This window comes from Pseudomonas sp. NDM, assembly GCF_003105095.1.
In the GTDB taxonomy this organism is placed as follows: domain Bacteria; phylum Pseudomonadota; class Gammaproteobacteria; order Pseudomonadales; family Pseudomonadaceae; genus Aquipseudomonas; species Aquipseudomonas moraviensis_A.
This window is the reverse complement of the sequence record NZ_QETJ01000136.1, coordinates 1-13,783: the sequence shown is the minus strand read 5'-3', so window position 1 is coordinate 13,783 and position 13,783 is coordinate 1. Positions and strand designations below refer to the sequence as shown.

Sequence of the window (13,783 nt, the reverse complement as noted above, 5' to 3'; positions counted from 1 at the left end):
AGCGAGCCTGCTCGCGAAGAGGCCCTGAATTCCGCTAAAGAGATTCAATCTGCCGGAGCCCCCATGTCGCTGCCAACCCCCCTGACCATCGAATCCGGCTTGCAAGCCGAACAGGACTTGTTGGCCTCGGTCTGCGCCGGCGACGCCGAATTCGATCTGCTGTTCTGGCAACCCACCGACCGCGCGCTGGTCATGCCGCGCCGCCTCAACCGTCTCCCGCAATTCGCCCACGCCTGCGAAGTCTCCGCTGCCGCCGGCTGGCCGGTGCTGCTGCGAGAAACCGGCGGCGAGCCGGTGCCGCAATCTGCTGCAACCATCAACATTGCTCTGGTCTATGCCCCGCCTCGCAGCGAAGGCGACTTGAACCGCATCGAAACCGGCTATCGTCGCCTGTGCGATCCGATCTGTCAGTTGCTGGATGAGTTGGGTGGCACATCGTCGGTGGGGGAAATCGACGGTGCATTCTGCGATGGCCGCTTCAACGTCAATCTCGACGGCCGCAAGATGGTCGGCACCGCCCAGCGCTGGCGTCAGAGCCAGGGCGGACAACGTCCGGTGGGTCTGGTGCACGGGGCGATGCTGATGGATGACGAGCGCGAGTCGATGGTCGCCGCGGTCAATCGCTTCAATGAAGCCTGCGGGCTGGAGCAACGGGTGAGGGCGCAAAGCCACATCGCCTTGCATGAGAAATTCAACGCGCCACAAGCGTTGGCGCGTCTCGATGAGCTGTTTCGTTTGATGCTGGCGCAGATCTACAGCGCCTGATTTGCAGGCTTAGCGTGTCCCGAAGACCACCATGGTCTTGCCCTTCACGTCGACCAAGTTGCGTTCTTCAAGATCCTTGAGCACGCGGCCGACCATCTCTCGTGAACAACCGACGATCCGACCGATTTCCTGGCGGGTGACTTTGATCTGCATGCCATCCGGGTGCGTCATGGCGTCCGGCTGTTTGCACAGTTCCAGCAGGCACCGAGCGACTCGACCGGTGACGTCGAAAAACGCCAGGTCGCCGACTTTGCGCGTGGTATTGCGCAGGCGTTGTGCGATTTGTCCGCTGAGTGCGTAAAGAATGTCTGGGTCCTGTTGCGACAGTTCGCGGAACTTGGCGTAACTGATTTCCGCGGTTTCGCATTCGACCTTGGCCCGCACCCAGGCGCTGCGTTCCTGTTCGTGGCCGGCTTGTTCGAACAGGCCCAGTTCGCCGAAGAAATCCCCGGCGTTCAGATAGGCGATGATCATCTCGCGACCATCGTCGTCTTCGATGAGGATGGTGACCGAGCCCTTGATGATGAAGTACAGCGTGTCCGAGCGATCGCCGGCGCAGATGATGTTGCTCTTGGCCGCATGACGCCGGCGCTGGCAATGCATCAGCAGCTTGTCGATGTTCTTGATTTTGGGTGTGGGGGTAATAGCAACCATGGTTGTATCCCGAAAAGACTGCACGGTGATGTTTGAGTTTTTATGAGGCGCTGAAGGCGGTCGCTACAGGGCTGACGAATGGGCGCCAGCGAATTGGCGCCAGCTTACCAGACACTTCGTCGAAAATTCGAGAAATTACCTACAGCCAGACAGCATCCGTCCTAGGACGTCGCTCCTGCCGGGACAAAGCCCTGTGCTAAGCTGGCGACCCTTTTTTTACAGTGGAGTCTGGGCGATGAAGGCACGCATCCAATGGGCTGGCGAAGCCATGTTCCTCGGCGAATCGGGCAGCGGTCATGTCGTGGTGATGGACGGTCCGCCGGACGCCGGTGGCCGTAACCTCGGGGTTCGCCCGATGGAGATGCTCTTGCTGGGTGTCGGCGGGTGCAGCAACTTCGACGTGGTCAGCATCCTGAAGAAGTCGCGACAGGCCGTTGAAAGCTGCGAAGCCTTCCTCGACGCCGAGCGCGCGACTGAAGATCCCAAGGTCTTTACCAAGATCCACATGCACTTCGTAGTCAAGGGCCGGGGCCTGAAAGAAGCCCAGGTCAAGCGCGCCATCGAGCTGTCGGCCGAGAAGTATTGCTCCGCGTCGATCATGCTCGGCGCGGCCGGCGTGGCGATTACCCATGACTATGAAATCGTTGAACTCGGTTGAACCGACATTCAACTATCATAAAAGCAGTGCAGACTCTGGCGATCCCCCGCTGACGTCTGCATAATGCGCCACTTTTTTCAGGGCAGTGATCGGTCAGCCGACAGGTCATCCGCCTGAACAGATAACCAAAATCGCCATCGCGAAGAGGTGTTAACCGTCCTACGCAGGTGCGTTGTTCGCACTTGACGGGCATGCTTGATCACGCGGCCGCGCCGCATACATAGAGAGTTTTTAACGGTGAAAAGCAAACTCAAGCTCCACGGGTTCAATAACCTGACAAAGACCTTGAGCTTCAACATCTATGACATCTGCTACGCGGAAACCCCGCAAGACCAGCAGGCTTACGTCGAGTACATCAATCAAGAGTACAACGCGAAACGCCTGACGCAGATTCTCACAGAAGTTGTCGAGATCATTGGTGCCAACATCCTGAACATCGCCAGTCAGGACTATGAACCCCAGGGCGCCAGCGTCACGATTCTGATTTCGGAAGAGCCGGTAACCCCGACTGACAGCCAGATCGAAGAATCGCCGGGCCCGTTGCCCGAAATCATTCTGGCCCACCTCGACAAGAGCCACATCACGGTACACACCTACCCGGAAATCCATCCGGACGATGGTATTGCGACCTTCCGTGTGGATATCGACGTGTCGACCTGTGGTGTCATTTCACCGCTCAAAGCGCTCAACTTCCTCATTCACCAGTTCGATTCGGACATCGTGACCGTGGATTACCGTGTGCGCGGCTTCACCCGCGACGTTGAGGGCAACAAGCACTTCATCGACCACGAAATCAACTCGATCCAGAACTACCTCTCCGAAGACACCCGCGACGCGTACCAGATGACCGACGTGAACGTGTACCAGGAAAACCTGTTCCACACCAAGATGCTGTTGAAGAACTTCGAACTGGACAACTACCTTTTCGGCGACGCCACCAGCAATCTTTCGCCCGAGCAACGTGCCCAGGTGACCGACCGTGTGAAACACGAAATGCTGGAAATCTTCTACGCGCGAAACATGCCGACCTAAGATTCCCGGACACAAAAAAGGCGACTCCCTCACGGCAGTCGCCTTTTTTATTGCTGGAATACGGAGCCCTGTAAGAGTGAGTCTGCTCGCGATGAGGCCATCAGCATCGACCCAGATCTCAAATCCGATAGGTACTCTTGGTCATCACTTTCGCCAACAGACTCATCCCGAACTTCACCGGCGCCGGAAAACGAAACCCGCCCGCATCCAGAGCACTTTCCGCGTGATGTTGTTCATCGATGCGCATCTGCTCGAGAATCGCCCGGGACTTCTCGTCCTCGGCCGGCAATTGCTCCAGATGCTCATTCAGGTGCTTGCACACCTGATGCTCGGTCGCCGCGACGAAACCAAGACTGACCTTGTCGCTGATCAGTCCGGCGACCGCGCCGATGCCGAACGACATGCCGTAAAACAGTGGATTCAGCACGCTGGTGTGGCTACCCAGTTGGTGAATGCGCTGCTCGCACCAGACCAGATGATCGATCTCTTCTTCAGCCGCGTGCTCCATGGCTTGACGTACTTGCGGCAACTTGGCGGTCAGTGCTTGGCCCTGGTACAGCGCCTGGGCGCAGACTTCACCGGTGTGGTTGATGCGCATCAGGCCGGCGACGTGGCGGGTGTCTTCGTCGCTCATCTGCGTGTCCGGCTGCAGAATCGCTGGCGATGGACGGTACGGCTGGCCACTGAAGGGCAACAGCGTGCGCATCGCGGCATCGGCTTGCAGCAGAAGACGGTCTATGGGCGAGTAGTGACGTTGGGTAGTCATGCTGACCTCCGGGAAGAATCTCGGCGGCCAGTTTAACCGAATCGGCCGGCGAGGGTTTGCGCTGGGTCATTGGCTGCTGATTTTGCTCTTTGTGGGAGCGAGCCTGCTCGCGAAAGCGGATTATCGGATACTGAAGTGTTGAATGTATCGACGCCTTCGCGAGCAGGCTCGTTCCCACAGTCGGTTGTCGCCAATCAGCCCGGCGGCCAGTTCATCTGACGCTGCCCCAGCACGTGCATATGAATGTGATAGACAGTCTGCCCGCCAAGTTCATTGCAGTTCATCACCACGCGAAAGCCCTCTTCGCAACCCAGTTCCAGCGCCAGACGCTGCGCAGTGAACAGGATGTGCCCGGCCAGCGCCTTGTCGTCTTCGGTCAGGTCATTGAGCGTGCGCACCGGTTTTTTCGGGATTACCAGAAAGTGCACCGGAGCTTGTGGGGCGATGTCGTGGAAGGCCAGAACCTGGTCGTCCTCGTAAATGATATTGGCCGGGATTTCCCGGTTGATGATCTTGGTGAACAGAGTATCCACTGCTGTTTCTCCGTTGAGTTGGGCTGAATCGAGTGTACCGCTTCGAAGTCGTCTTCCTAGCGGGGGCAGTAAGCTTTGTTGACCATGCCGACAATCGTCCGGTTAAGCCAGCGCGAACCCAGCCGCGGCAGGAACGCCAGCCAGCGGTTGCGTCGTCCCGGAATGATGATTGCGCGATTTTTATCCAGTGCACGCACGGCATGCAGCGCGACCTCTTCCGGACTCATCAGCGAGTTGCTGCTTTCGATCTTTTCGCTACTCATTTGTGCGGTACGGAAGAACGGTGTACGTGTCGGGCCAGGGCACAGCACCGAGACTTGCACGCCGCTTTGTTTGAGCTCGACGCGCAGGGCTTCGGAAAAGTGCAGCACGTAGGCTTTGCTGGCGTAGTAAGTGCTCATCCATGGGCCGGGGCTGTAAGCGGCCACCGAGGCGACGTTCAGAATCTGCCCGCCTCCCAGTAGCGCCATGCTGTTGCCGACCGCATGGCAAAGGCGAGTGAGGGCCAGGATGTTGACCTCGATGAGGTCCTGTTCGGTCATCCAGTCCTGCGCGAGAAACGGGCCGCACGTGCCGATACCGGCGCAGTTGACCAGCAGATCGATCTGCCGGTCACCTTCTTCGAGCTCCAGCAAAAAGCCGGACAGGCGCAACGGTTCGCCGAGGTCGCAGGCACGAAACAACACTTCGACATCGAAGCGCTGGGTCAGCTCGATGGCGATACTTTCCAGCTGATCACGCTGTCGTGCCACCAGAATCAGACTGCGGCCACGCCGGGCCAGCGCTTCGGCCATGGCCAGGCCGATGCCGCTGGAGGCGCCAGTGATCAGAGCGTAACGGGTCATGCAGTTCTCCATCGCAACAGCTCCGCGCCGGCGACGCGGTTGTCACGGCGAGGAGCGCTGTTCATTCTTGCGCAGAGTCTACAGGGGCCTGCGCCGGTTCGGCTGCCTCGTCGGCGGAAATCGCTGGCGGTTCGACGACCTCAACTTCGTCGGTGGTCACCGAGCCGCTGTCATAACTGCTTTCCAGATTGCTTTCGTACTCCTCTTGCACAGCGGAGAAGCCACCAAGGAGGCCGCCGGCAAAAATCAGCGCGAAGAACACGATCCACAATGAGCACAGCACTTTGACCGCTGTGCTGTTGGGCGGCGGCGGCGGGCCATAGCGGTTGGCGCCGGTATTGCCGGGGACGACCATGATCACCAGTGGGAAGAAGATGCCCACGAACGGCACCAGATTCAGCAACCACAGCCAGCCTGACCAGCCGATATCGTGCAGGCGCTGAACGCTGAACAGAATGCTGACGATCATGAAGCCAATAAACAGGAAGACGGCCAGAATCCCGCCGAAAATCAGGCCGGTTGTCGAGTCGCCGCTGACCAGTCCCAACGCAATCAAGGCGAACACGCCGACGATGGGCAGGGCCACCAGACTCAAGACCATGGTCCAGGCCAGAAAGCGCAGGCGACCGATCCGGCCTTCGACACTGAATGGCTTGAGCGTGGCGAACGCTGGCAGGCTTTCTCCGACGTTCGCGCGTGGCGGGGCGTAGGGCGAGTCCGGTTCGGCCACCGCTGCAGGGTTATCGTGGACATCTGCCAGACTCAGCTCAATGGCAGTTTCCGCTTCGATCCGCGCATCGATCCCGGTTTTGCTCAACGCTTGCAGATACGTCTGGGCATCGCTGTGGGATAAATCCCGTTTGAGGGCGACGGCGCGGCCACTGAACAGGCGCTCGATGGCGGCCACATCGCTTTTGAACAGATCCGCCAGATTCAGTTTGGCAGTGGTAAGGTCGACGCCAGGTTGCAGCGCGCCGTCGAAGACGATCTTGTAACGGGGTTCGCTCATGGCCGAGGCATCCTTGTCGCGATTGGGTTTGCAGGTATCAAGTCGAGGCCAGCCTGATAGTGACTGGCCGGGTATCTCTCAGCGCGGCCAGCGTTGTGGCAGCTGTGCAGCGCGCGTTTGGGCTTGACGATATTCCGCGTCCAGCCGCGCAATCAACTGGTCCACGCTTGGCAGATCGTCAATCTGACCAACACCCTGGCCCGCCGACCACACGGTCTTCCAGGCTTTGGCCTCATCATTGATCGGCTTGAGCTTGTCGCCGAAATTCACCTCGCCCTTGCCTTGTAGCGCTGCCATGTCGAAACCGGCCGCTTCCAGACTCTGGCGCATGAAGCTGGCCGGCACTCCCGACACCGCTGGAGTATGAATGATGTCGGCAGCCTTGGCTGTCAGCAGCATGTCTTTGTAGGCGTCAGGTGCGTGACTTTCGGTGGTGCCGATAAATCGCGTACCGAAGTAGGCCAAATCCGCGCCGAGCAGCTGCGCGGCGAGAATCTCATGGCCGTGGTTCAAACATCCTGCAAGCAACAGCGTCTTGTCGAAAAACTCGCGGATTTCGGCAATCAGCGCAAACGGACTCCAGGTGCCGGCATGCCCACCGGCACCGGCTGCGACGGCAATCAGTCCGTCGACCCCGGCGTCAGCGGCTTTCTCGGCATGGCGCCGCGTGGTCACGTCGTGAAACACCAGGCCGCCATAGCTGTGCACCGCGTCGACCAGTTCCTTCACCGCGCCTAGGCTGGTGATGACAATCGGTACCTTGTGCTCGACGCAGATGTCCAGATCCGCCTGCAGGCGCGGGTTGCTGTGGTGAACAATCAGGTTCACGGCATAAGGGGCCGGATTATCCAGCGTCGCCAGGCCCGCCTCGATCTGTTCCAGCCAGGCCTTGAATCCGCTGCTCTCGCGCTGGTTCAGCGCCGGAAAGCTGCCGACCACGCCATTGCGGCAGCAGGCGAGCACCAGCTCCGGATTGGAAATCAGAAACATCGGCGCCGCTACGACGGGCAGACGCAGGCGTTTTTCGAGCAGAGCGGGCAGCGACATTGAGAACACCCCGAAGATCTGTATTGATTGAAGTTAGAACGGCTTGACCACGACCAGAATTACGATAGCCAGCAATATCAGAACCGGCACTTCATTGAACCAGCGATAAAAGACATGGCTGCGGGTGTTTTCGCCACGGGCAAAGCGTTTTACCTGCGCGCCGCACATGTGGTGGTAGCCGATCAGCAATACGACCAGGGTCAGCTTGGCGTGGATCCAGCCGCCCTGGCTGAAGAGTGACGGGTTGAGGTAGATCAGCCAGCCACCGAAGATCAGCGTGGCGATCATCGCCGGGCCCATGATGCCGCGATACAGCTTGCGCTCCATGACGCTGAAGCGTTCCTGGCTGATCGTGTCTGCACTTTGTGCGTGGTAAACGAACAGGCGCGGCAAGTAGAACAGCCCGGCAAACCAGCAGACGACGCTGACGATGTGAAACGCTTTAAGCCATAGATAGAGCATTTTTGGTTATTCCCTCATTCACGGTAGCCAGATAGTAGTGGCTTGAGCGCCCGCGCGTCACCTTGGCGGTTGTCGCAGGCGCGCGCGGCCCCTATTATCGACGGCTTTCCAGTGGGTTCGTTGAGGGCAGGTTTATGGTCAAGGTCGGTATCGTCGGCGGCACGGGTTACACCGGTGTCGAACTGCTGCGTCTGTTGGCACAGCATCCGCAGGCAGAAGTGGTCGTCATCACTTCCCGATCCGAGGCCGGTCTGGCCGTGGCTGACATGTACCCGAACCTGCGCGGCCACTACGACGGCCTGGCGTTCAGCGTGCCGGACGTGAAAACCCTCGGCGCCTGCGATGTGGTGTTCTTCGCCACGCCACACGGTGTGGCTCACGCCTTGGCAGGCGAACTGCTGGCGGCGGGCACCAAGGTCATTGATCTGTCGGCCGACTTCCGTCTGCAAGACGCTGATGAATGGGCCAAGTGGTACGGCCAGCCGCACGGCGCGCCAGAACTGCTGGACGAAGCTGTCTACGGTTTGCCGGAAGTCAATCGCGAGCAGATCAAGAAAGCGCGCCTGATCGCGGTGCCGGGTTGCTACCCAACCGCTACGCAACTGGGCTTTCTTCCATTGCTTGAAGCAGGGCTGGCCGACGCTTCGCGCCTGATCGCCGACTGCAAATCCGGCGTCAGCGGTGCCGGGCGTGGCGCGGCTGTAGGTTCTTTGTACTCCGAGACGTCGGAAAGCATGAAGGCCTATGCGGTAAAAGGTCATCGCCACCTGCCGGAAATTCGCCAGGGTCTGCGTCGCGCGGCGGGCAAGGATGTCGGCCTGACCTTCGTACCGCACCTGACGCCGATGATTCGCGGTATTCATTCCACGCTCTATGCGACCGTGGTCGATCGCTCGGTGGATCTGCAGGCGCTGTTCGAAAAGCGCTACGCCAACGAACCGTTCGTCGATGTAATGCCAGCCGGTAGCCACCCGGAAACCCGCAGCGTGCGCGGCGCCAACGTCTGCCGCATTGCTGTGCATCGTCCGCAGGATGGCGATCTGGTGGTGGTACTTTCGGTGATCGACAATCTCGTCAAAGGTGCCTCGGGCCAGGCGGTGCAGAACATGAACATCCTGTTCGGACTGGACGAGCGCTTCGGCCTGTCCCACGCCGGCATGCTTCCTTAAAAGCTGCTACGAGCTTCAAGCCACTAGCTACAAGAGATCAGCAGCAGGCTTGAAGCTCAGCGCTCGAAGCTTGCCGCTGCTCCTCTAATAGTTGACCAATTTTCTAGGACAAGCGGATAATGCGCGTCATCACGCATTATGGCGGCGTAACGCCGGGAGATAGTCAGCATGAGCGTCGAATCCTTCACCCCCACGGCTTTGCAATTCACTCAAGGTGCTGCGCACAAGGTGAAGAGCCTGGTCGATGAAGAGGGGAATGATCGCTTGAAGCTGCGCGTATTCGTTACGGGCGGCGGTTGTTCTGGGTTTCAATACGGTTTCACCTTCGATGAAGACGTGGCCGATGACGACACCATCGTCGAGCGCGAAGGCGTGAGCCTGGTGGTCGATCCGATGAGCTTCCAGTACCTGGCCGGTGCCGAGGTGGATTATCAGGAAGGTCTGGAAGGTTCGCGCTTCGTGATCAAGAACCCGAATGCCACAACGACATGTGGTTGCGGATCGTCGTTCTCGATCTGATCGCACTTCACCGCACACAACAAAACGCCGCAGAGCCTTTCGGTTCTGCGGCGTTTTTGTGTGCGGAGATTATGCCGGGTAGATAGCGCCGAGTACGCGCAGACCGCGAGCACCGGTGACGCTTGGCCGGTTGGCGGCAATCCCTTCCAGGCAGCAATGAGCGAGCCACGCGAAGGCCATGGCTTCCACCCAATCCGGATCGACGCCGTGAGTTGCGGTGCTGGCGACCTTAGTGTTCGGCAGTAGATCCGCCAGTCGTTTCATCAGTGTGGCGTTATGTGCGCCGCCGCCACAGACCAGCAGTTCCTGCGTGTCCGATTGAGCACTTTGCAGCGACTCGACGATGGTCAGCGCCGTCAGTTCGAGCAGCGTGGCCTGAACGTCTTCGGCCGCAAGGCTCGGCAGGCGTGAAAGATGCTGTTCCAGCCAAGGCAGATTGAACACTTCACGGCCGGTACTCTTCGGGCCTTTGGTCACGAAGAACGGGTCGCTGAGCAGTGCTTTGAGCAGGGTTGGCTGAACCGTACCGGTCGCAGCCCACTGCCCGCCCCGGTCATAGTTTTCGCCGCGTTGCCGGTGAATCCAGGCGTCCATCAGAACATTCCCCGGACCGCAGTCGAAACCGGCTACAGGTTTGCTTGGCTCAATCAGGCTGAGATTGCTGAATCCGCCTACATTCAAGACTGCCTGGTTACCGGTACGCTCTTCAAACAAAGCTTCGTGAAACGCTGGCACCAGAGGTGCACCCTGGCCGCCCGCCGCAACATCGCGGCTGCGGAAATCACTGACGACGGTAATGCCGGTCAACTCTGTCAGCAGGGCTGGGTTACCGATCTGCACGGTGAAGCCGCGTGCCGGTTCATGGCGAATGGTCTGACCGTGGCTGCCGATAGCGCGGATGGCATCGGGTTGGAGCTGTTGTTGAGCGAGGAGGGCATGAATACCTGAGGCTGCGAGCTCGACCCAGTGTTGCTGGGCAATCGCCGAACGGGCGATCTCGTCGGGGCCGCTGGCACACAGGCCAAGCAGCTCGGCGCGCAGGGAATCAGGCATTGGCAGGTAGTGGGTGGCGATCAGTTTGATCGCCGAGGTCTGTTCGATCAGGGCGATGTCCAGCCCGTCGAGACTGGTTCCGGACATCACACCGATATACAGGGCCATCGCTTAGCGCTTGCTCGAAGCCAGCATGGTGGCCTTCTCTTGATCCATGCGCGCCATCAGCGGCTGGCTCTGCGCCAGGAAACGCGCGCGCTCGGACTTGGCGATCGGATCGGCCATTGGCAGCTTCTGGCCCAGCGGATCGACGTGAACGCCGTTCACCTGGAATTCGTAATGTAAATGTGGGCCAGTAGAAAGGCCGGTGGTACCGATGTAGCCAATGACTTGACCCTGCTTGACGGTACCGCCGGTTTTCACGCCTTTGGCGAAACCCTGCATGTGGCCATAGAGCGTACGGTAAGTGTTGCCATGCTGGATGATCACGGTGTTGCCGTAACCGCCACGACGACCGGCCAGTAATACTTTGCCGTCACCGGCAGCCTTGATCGGCGTGCCCCGTGGAGCAGCGTAATCAACACCTTTATGGGCGCGGATCTTGTTGAGAATCGGGTGCTTGCGGCCCATGGAGAACTTCGAGCTGATGCGGGCGAAGTCAACCGGCGTCCGGATGAAAGCCTTGCGCATGCTGTTGCCATCGGCGGTGTAATAGCTGCTGTTGCCTTGTTTGTTGGTGTAGCGAACGGCGGTGTAGGTCTTGCCACGGTTGGTGAAGCGCGCGGAAAGGATCGGGCCGGTGCCGACTGCCTTGCCGTTGATGACTTTCTGCTCGTAGATCACATCGAATTCGTCACCCTGACGGATGTCCTGAGCAAAGTCGACGTCGTAGCCGAAGACGCTGGCCATATCCATCGTCAGGCTGTGAGAGAGGCCGGCGCGCGCAGCGGACTGCGAAAGCGAGCTGTTGATGACGCCATGAACGTAGGCAGTGCGAACCGTTGGCTTGGCGGTGACACGGTTGAACGAATAGCCCTTATCGTTCTTGGTCAGGGTAATGGTTTCAACGTCGCTGACCTTGCTGTGCAAGCTGGTCAACTGTCCTTCCGGACTCAGTTCGAATTCGAGTTTCTGACCACGCTTGAGCTGGCTGAACTGTTTGGCCTGCTTGTCGCTTGCCAGTACTTCGTGCACAGAGGCTGCTGGCAGACCGACCTTTTCAAACAGGGTAGACAGCGTATCGCCTTTGGAAACCACGACCTCGCGGTGACCAGGCTCTTTTGGTTTCTCAGCAGCCGCAACAGGCGCCGGCGCAGTTTCGGCTGTTTGCGCGGCATTTTCGTCGCTGTTTTCGATTTGTGCGAACGGGGAAGCTGCGGGTTCGGTTGTGGCTTGAGCTGCATCGGCAGCGTCTTGATCTTGTGTCAGTTGTTCAGCAGGACTTTCCAGTTCAAGACTCAGAGTCGTCTTTTTGGCTTCAACATCGCTGGAGGGAAATACCAGCAACGCCAGACTGAGAAGGGCGGCGATTCCACTTGCGGCGAGCAGGTGGGTCTTCGGGTAAAGCGGGGGCGCTTTAGACGGTTCTGTGGTCATAGGTAATTTTTGACTTTGAAATAGATGAATTGGAAAAGATGAATGACATGATGAAGATGAAATAACTGTATAAAATATAACCAAATCATCTCTGAAGCAAGTCCACAGACCTCGGGCCTGTGGATTGCTGTCCGTGCGCCGGGCAAAACTTGTAATTGGTGCGCGTTCTTGTATGGTTGGTTCCCTTTGAATCTGAGCCTTGCGGGTCTGTTATGAAGTCGGTTGAAGAGCAGCTAGCGCTGATTAAACGTGGTGCGGAAGAACTGTTGGTCGAGTCCGAGCTGGTCGAGAAGCTCAAACGCGGCCAACCGCTGCGTATCAAGGCTGGTTTCGACCCTACCGCTCCGGATCTGCATCTGGGTCATACCGTGCTTATTAATAAGCTGCGTCAGTTCCAGGAGCTGGGGCATCAGGTGATCTTCCTTATTGGTGACTTCACCGGGATGATCGGCGACCCGAGTGGCAAGAGCGCAACGCGACCGCCGCTGACGCGCGAACAGGTTCTCGAGAATGCCGAAACCTACAAGACTCAGGTTTTCAAAATTCTTGATCCGGCGAAAACCGAAGTTGCCTTCAACTCCACCTGGATGGACAAGATGGGGCCGGCGGATTTCATTCGTCTGACGTCGCAATACACCGTCGCCCGCATGCTCGAGCGCGATGACTTCGACAAGCGCTACACCACCAATCAGCCAATCGCTATTCACGAGTTCCTCTATCCGCTGGTGCAGGGCTACGACTCGGTCGCACTGCGCGCGGATGTCGAACTGGGCGGTACAGATCAGAAATTCAATTTGCTGATGGGGCGTGAACTGCAGCGTGGGTATGGTCAGGAGGCTCAGTGCATTCTGACCATGCCATTGCTGGAAGGTCTGGATGGCGTGAAGAAGATGTCCAAGTCGCTGGGCAACTACGTCGGTATCCAGGAAGCGCCGGGCGTCATGTACAGCAAGCTGGTTTCCATTCCGGATGCGCTGATGTGGCGTTACTTTGAATTGCTGAGCTTCCGGTCCATGGATGAGATCGATGCATTCCGGGCTGACGTTGAAGCTGGTGCGAACCCGCGTGACATCAAGATCAAGCTGGCTGAAGAGATTGTTGCGCGTTTCCATGGTGAAGAAGCTGCAGCGAATGCTCATCGTGGGGCTGGCAATCGCATGAAGGATGGCGAGCTTCCGGACGATTTGCCTGAGATCGAACTGGCTTCGGCTGAGGACATGCCGATCGCTGCCGTTCTTAATAAGGCAGGCCTGGTGAAGAACTCGGCAGCAGCGCGTGATCTGTTGGCGGCTGGCGGAGTGCGCGTTGATGGTGAGGTGGTTGATCGCTCCTTTATATATGTAGTGGGCGCGACTCACGTTTGTCAGGCCGGTAAGAAGGCTTTTGCGCGTATCACGCTGAAATCTGAATAAAGTTGGAATTAGGGGTTGACGGCGAATTCCAGAGGTCTATAATTCGCCCCACTTCCGGCGCAGTCGAAACGGAAAACTCCTTGAGATTCAAAGAGTTACGCAGTTTTCGACAGCGGCTCGCTTCAGATCATCGAAGCCTGGAAGGAGTTGAAAGATCAGTGATGTTTGGCTCTTTTAACGGCTCGATCTTCTCGGTCGAAAGCGGAGAAAAAGAGGTGTTGACGGCAGCGATTAACGCTGTAGAATTCGCCTCCCGCTAACGAGAGATCGGAAGCGCAAGTGGTTGAAGTTGTTGAAGAATTCTTCGAAAACTTCTGAAAATA

General features: G+C 58.4%; 15 protein-coding genes. 6 read left to right on the top strand and 9 right to left on the bottom strand.

Translation table 11 applies throughout. From position 1 onward, the window contains the following. Positions 1 to 63: 63 nt before the first annotated feature. Complete coding sequence (locus tag DCO47_RS21125) at positions 64 to 765, top strand: lipoate--protein ligase family protein (RefSeq protein ID WP_116658851.1); 702 nt, start codon at positions 64 to 66, stop codon at positions 763 to 765. 9 nt (positions 766 to 774) lie between these two features. On the opposite strand, the gene crp is transcribed toward DCO47_RS21125, so the two are convergent. Continuing rightward, positions 775 to 1,419 carry a cAMP-activated global transcriptional regulator CRP gene (crp, locus tag DCO47_RS21120; RefSeq protein ID WP_042610435.1) on the bottom strand — a complete coding sequence of 215 codons (645 nt, stop codon included), beginning with the start codon at positions 1,417 to 1,419 and terminating at the stop codon, positions 775 to 777. 235 nt (positions 1,420 to 1,654) lie between these two features. On the opposite strand from crp, the gene DCO47_RS21115 reads away from it, so the two are divergent. After that, positions 1,655 to 2,077, top strand: a complete 423-nt coding sequence (locus tag DCO47_RS21115) for an OsmC family protein (RefSeq protein ID WP_016772921.1) — start codon at positions 1,655 to 1,657, stop codon at positions 2,075 to 2,077. 237 nt (positions 2,078 to 2,314) lie between these two features. After that, the gene (gene speD / locus DCO47_RS21110) at positions 2,315 to 3,109 is read left to right on the top strand and encodes an adenosylmethionine decarboxylase (protein ID WP_024014530.1); all 795 of its coding nucleotides are present in this window, start codon (positions 2,315 to 2,317) and stop codon (positions 3,107 to 3,109) included. 118 nt (positions 3,110 to 3,227) lie between these two features. Here the strand turns inward: speD and coq7 are convergent, their stop codons facing one another. From coq7 to hemJ, 6 genes are all read right to left on the bottom strand, one after another. Next, positions 3,228 to 3,875: a 2-polyprenyl-3-methyl-6-methoxy-1,4-benzoquinone monooxygenase gene (gene coq7, locus DCO47_RS21105; RefSeq protein ID WP_065616568.1), complete on the bottom strand. Its 648-nt coding sequence runs from the start codon at positions 3,873 to 3,875 to the stop codon at positions 3,228 to 3,230. 194 nt (positions 3,876 to 4,069) lie between these two features. Continuing rightward, complete coding sequence (locus DCO47_RS21100) at positions 4,070 to 4,408, bottom strand: histidine triad nucleotide-binding protein (RefSeq protein ID WP_016772924.1); 339 nt, start codon at positions 4,406 to 4,408, stop codon at positions 4,070 to 4,072. 56 nt (positions 4,409 to 4,464) lie between these two features. After that, complete coding sequence (locus DCO47_RS21095; RefSeq protein WP_116658850.1) at positions 4,465 to 5,253, bottom strand: SDR family oxidoreductase; 789 nt, start codon at positions 5,251 to 5,253, stop codon at positions 4,465 to 4,467. A 61-nt stretch (positions 5,254 to 5,314) separates the two neighbouring features. Further along, the gene (locus DCO47_RS21090; RefSeq protein WP_116658849.1) at positions 5,315 to 6,262 is read right to left on the bottom strand and encodes a DUF805 domain-containing protein; all 948 of its coding nucleotides are present in this window, start codon (positions 6,260 to 6,262) and stop codon (positions 5,315 to 5,317) included. Positions 6,263 to 6,340: 78 nt separating this feature from the next. After that, positions 6,341 to 7,309: a nitronate monooxygenase family protein gene (locus DCO47_RS21085; RefSeq protein WP_116658848.1), complete on the bottom strand. Its 969-nt coding sequence runs from the start codon at positions 7,307 to 7,309 to the stop codon at positions 6,341 to 6,343. 33 nt (positions 7,310 to 7,342) lie between these two features. Then, entirely contained in the window at positions 7,343 to 7,771 is a 429-nt protein-coding gene (gene hemJ, locus DCO47_RS21080; protein ID WP_039757756.1) for a protoporphyrinogen oxidase HemJ, read from the bottom strand. Between the two features lie 134 nt (positions 7,772 to 7,905). On the opposite strand from hemJ, the gene argC reads away from it, so the two are divergent. Both argC and erpA read left to right on the top strand, forming a co-directional pair. After that, positions 7,906 to 8,940: an N-acetyl-gamma-glutamyl-phosphate reductase gene (argC, locus tag DCO47_RS21075; protein WP_042610443.1), complete on the top strand. Its 1,035-nt coding sequence runs from the start codon at positions 7,906 to 7,908 to the stop codon at positions 8,938 to 8,940. Between the two features lie 168 nt (positions 8,941 to 9,108). Continuing rightward, positions 9,109 to 9,459, top strand: a complete 351-nt coding sequence (gene erpA, locus DCO47_RS21070) for an iron-sulfur cluster insertion protein ErpA (RefSeq protein ID WP_007918905.1) — start codon at positions 9,109 to 9,111, stop codon at positions 9,457 to 9,459. 69 nt (positions 9,460 to 9,528) lie between these two features. Here erpA and DCO47_RS21065 read toward each other — a convergent pair whose 3' ends face one another. Together DCO47_RS21065 and DCO47_RS21060 are read right to left on the bottom strand one after the other, a co-directional pair. Beyond that, positions 9,529 to 10,620, bottom strand: a complete 1,092-nt coding sequence (locus DCO47_RS21065; RefSeq protein WP_116658847.1) for an anhydro-N-acetylmuramic acid kinase — start codon at positions 10,618 to 10,620, stop codon at positions 9,529 to 9,531. A 3-nt stretch (positions 10,621 to 10,623) separates the two neighbouring features. Next, positions 10,624 to 12,048 carry a peptidoglycan DD-metalloendopeptidase family protein gene (locus DCO47_RS21060; protein ID WP_116658846.1) on the bottom strand — a complete coding sequence of 475 codons (1,425 nt, stop codon included), beginning with the start codon at positions 12,046 to 12,048 and terminating at the stop codon, positions 10,624 to 10,626. Positions 12,049 to 12,260: 212 nt separating this feature from the next. On the opposite strand from DCO47_RS21060, the gene tyrS reads away from it, so the two are divergent. Beyond that, positions 12,261 to 13,460: a tyrosine--tRNA ligase gene (gene tyrS / locus DCO47_RS21050; protein WP_042610446.1), complete on the top strand. Its 1,200-nt coding sequence runs from the start codon at positions 12,261 to 12,263 to the stop codon at positions 13,458 to 13,460. The last annotated feature ends 323 nt before the right edge of the window (positions 13,461 to 13,783 follow it).

What these genes read in the sequence shown, in the direction of transcription:
- DCO47_RS21125 (WP_116658851.1), top strand. Translation starts at nt 64, where the DNA reads ATGTCGCTGCCAACCCCCCTGACCATCGAATCCGGCTTGCAAGCCGAA.
- crp (WP_042610435.1), bottom strand. Translation starts at nt 1,419, where the DNA reads ATGGTTGCTATTACCCCCACACCCAAAATCAAGAACATCGACAAGCTG.
- DCO47_RS21115 (WP_016772921.1), top strand. Translation starts at nt 1,655, where the DNA reads ATGAAGGCACGCATCCAATGGGCTGGCGAAGCCATGTTCCTCGGCGAA.
- coq7 (WP_065616568.1), bottom strand. Translation starts at nt 3,875, where the DNA reads ATGACTACCCAACGTCACTACTCGCCCATAGACCGTCTTCTGCTGCAA.
- DCO47_RS21095 (WP_116658850.1), bottom strand. Translation starts at nt 5,253, where the DNA reads ATGACCCGTTACGCTCTGATCACTGGCGCCTCCAGCGGCATCGGCCTG.
- DCO47_RS21090 (WP_116658849.1), bottom strand. Translation starts at nt 6,262, where the DNA reads ATGAGCGAACCCCGTTACAAGATCGTCTTCGACGGCGCGCTGCAACCT.
- DCO47_RS21085 (WP_116658848.1), bottom strand. Translation starts at nt 7,309, where the DNA reads ATGTCGCTGCCCGCTCTGCTCGAAAAACGCCTGCGTCTGCCCGTCGTA.
- hemJ (WP_039757756.1), bottom strand. Translation starts at nt 7,771, where the DNA reads ATGCTCTATCTATGGCTTAAAGCGTTTCACATCGTCAGCGTCGTCTGC.
- argC (WP_042610443.1), top strand. Translation starts at nt 7,906, where the DNA reads ATGGTCAAGGTCGGTATCGTCGGCGGCACGGGTTACACCGGTGTCGAA.
- erpA (WP_007918905.1), top strand. Translation starts at nt 9,109, where the DNA reads ATGAGCGTCGAATCCTTCACCCCCACGGCTTTGCAATTCACTCAAGGT.
- DCO47_RS21065 (WP_116658847.1), bottom strand. Translation starts at nt 10,620, where the DNA reads ATGGCCCTGTATATCGGTGTGATGTCCGGAACCAGTCTCGACGGGCTG.
- DCO47_RS21060 (WP_116658846.1), bottom strand. Translation starts at nt 12,048, where the DNA reads ATGACCACAGAACCGTCTAAAGCGCCCCCGCTTTACCCGAAGACCCAC.
- tyrS (WP_042610446.1), top strand. Translation starts at nt 12,261, where the DNA reads ATGAAGTCGGTTGAAGAGCAGCTAGCGCTGATTAAACGTGGTGCGGAA.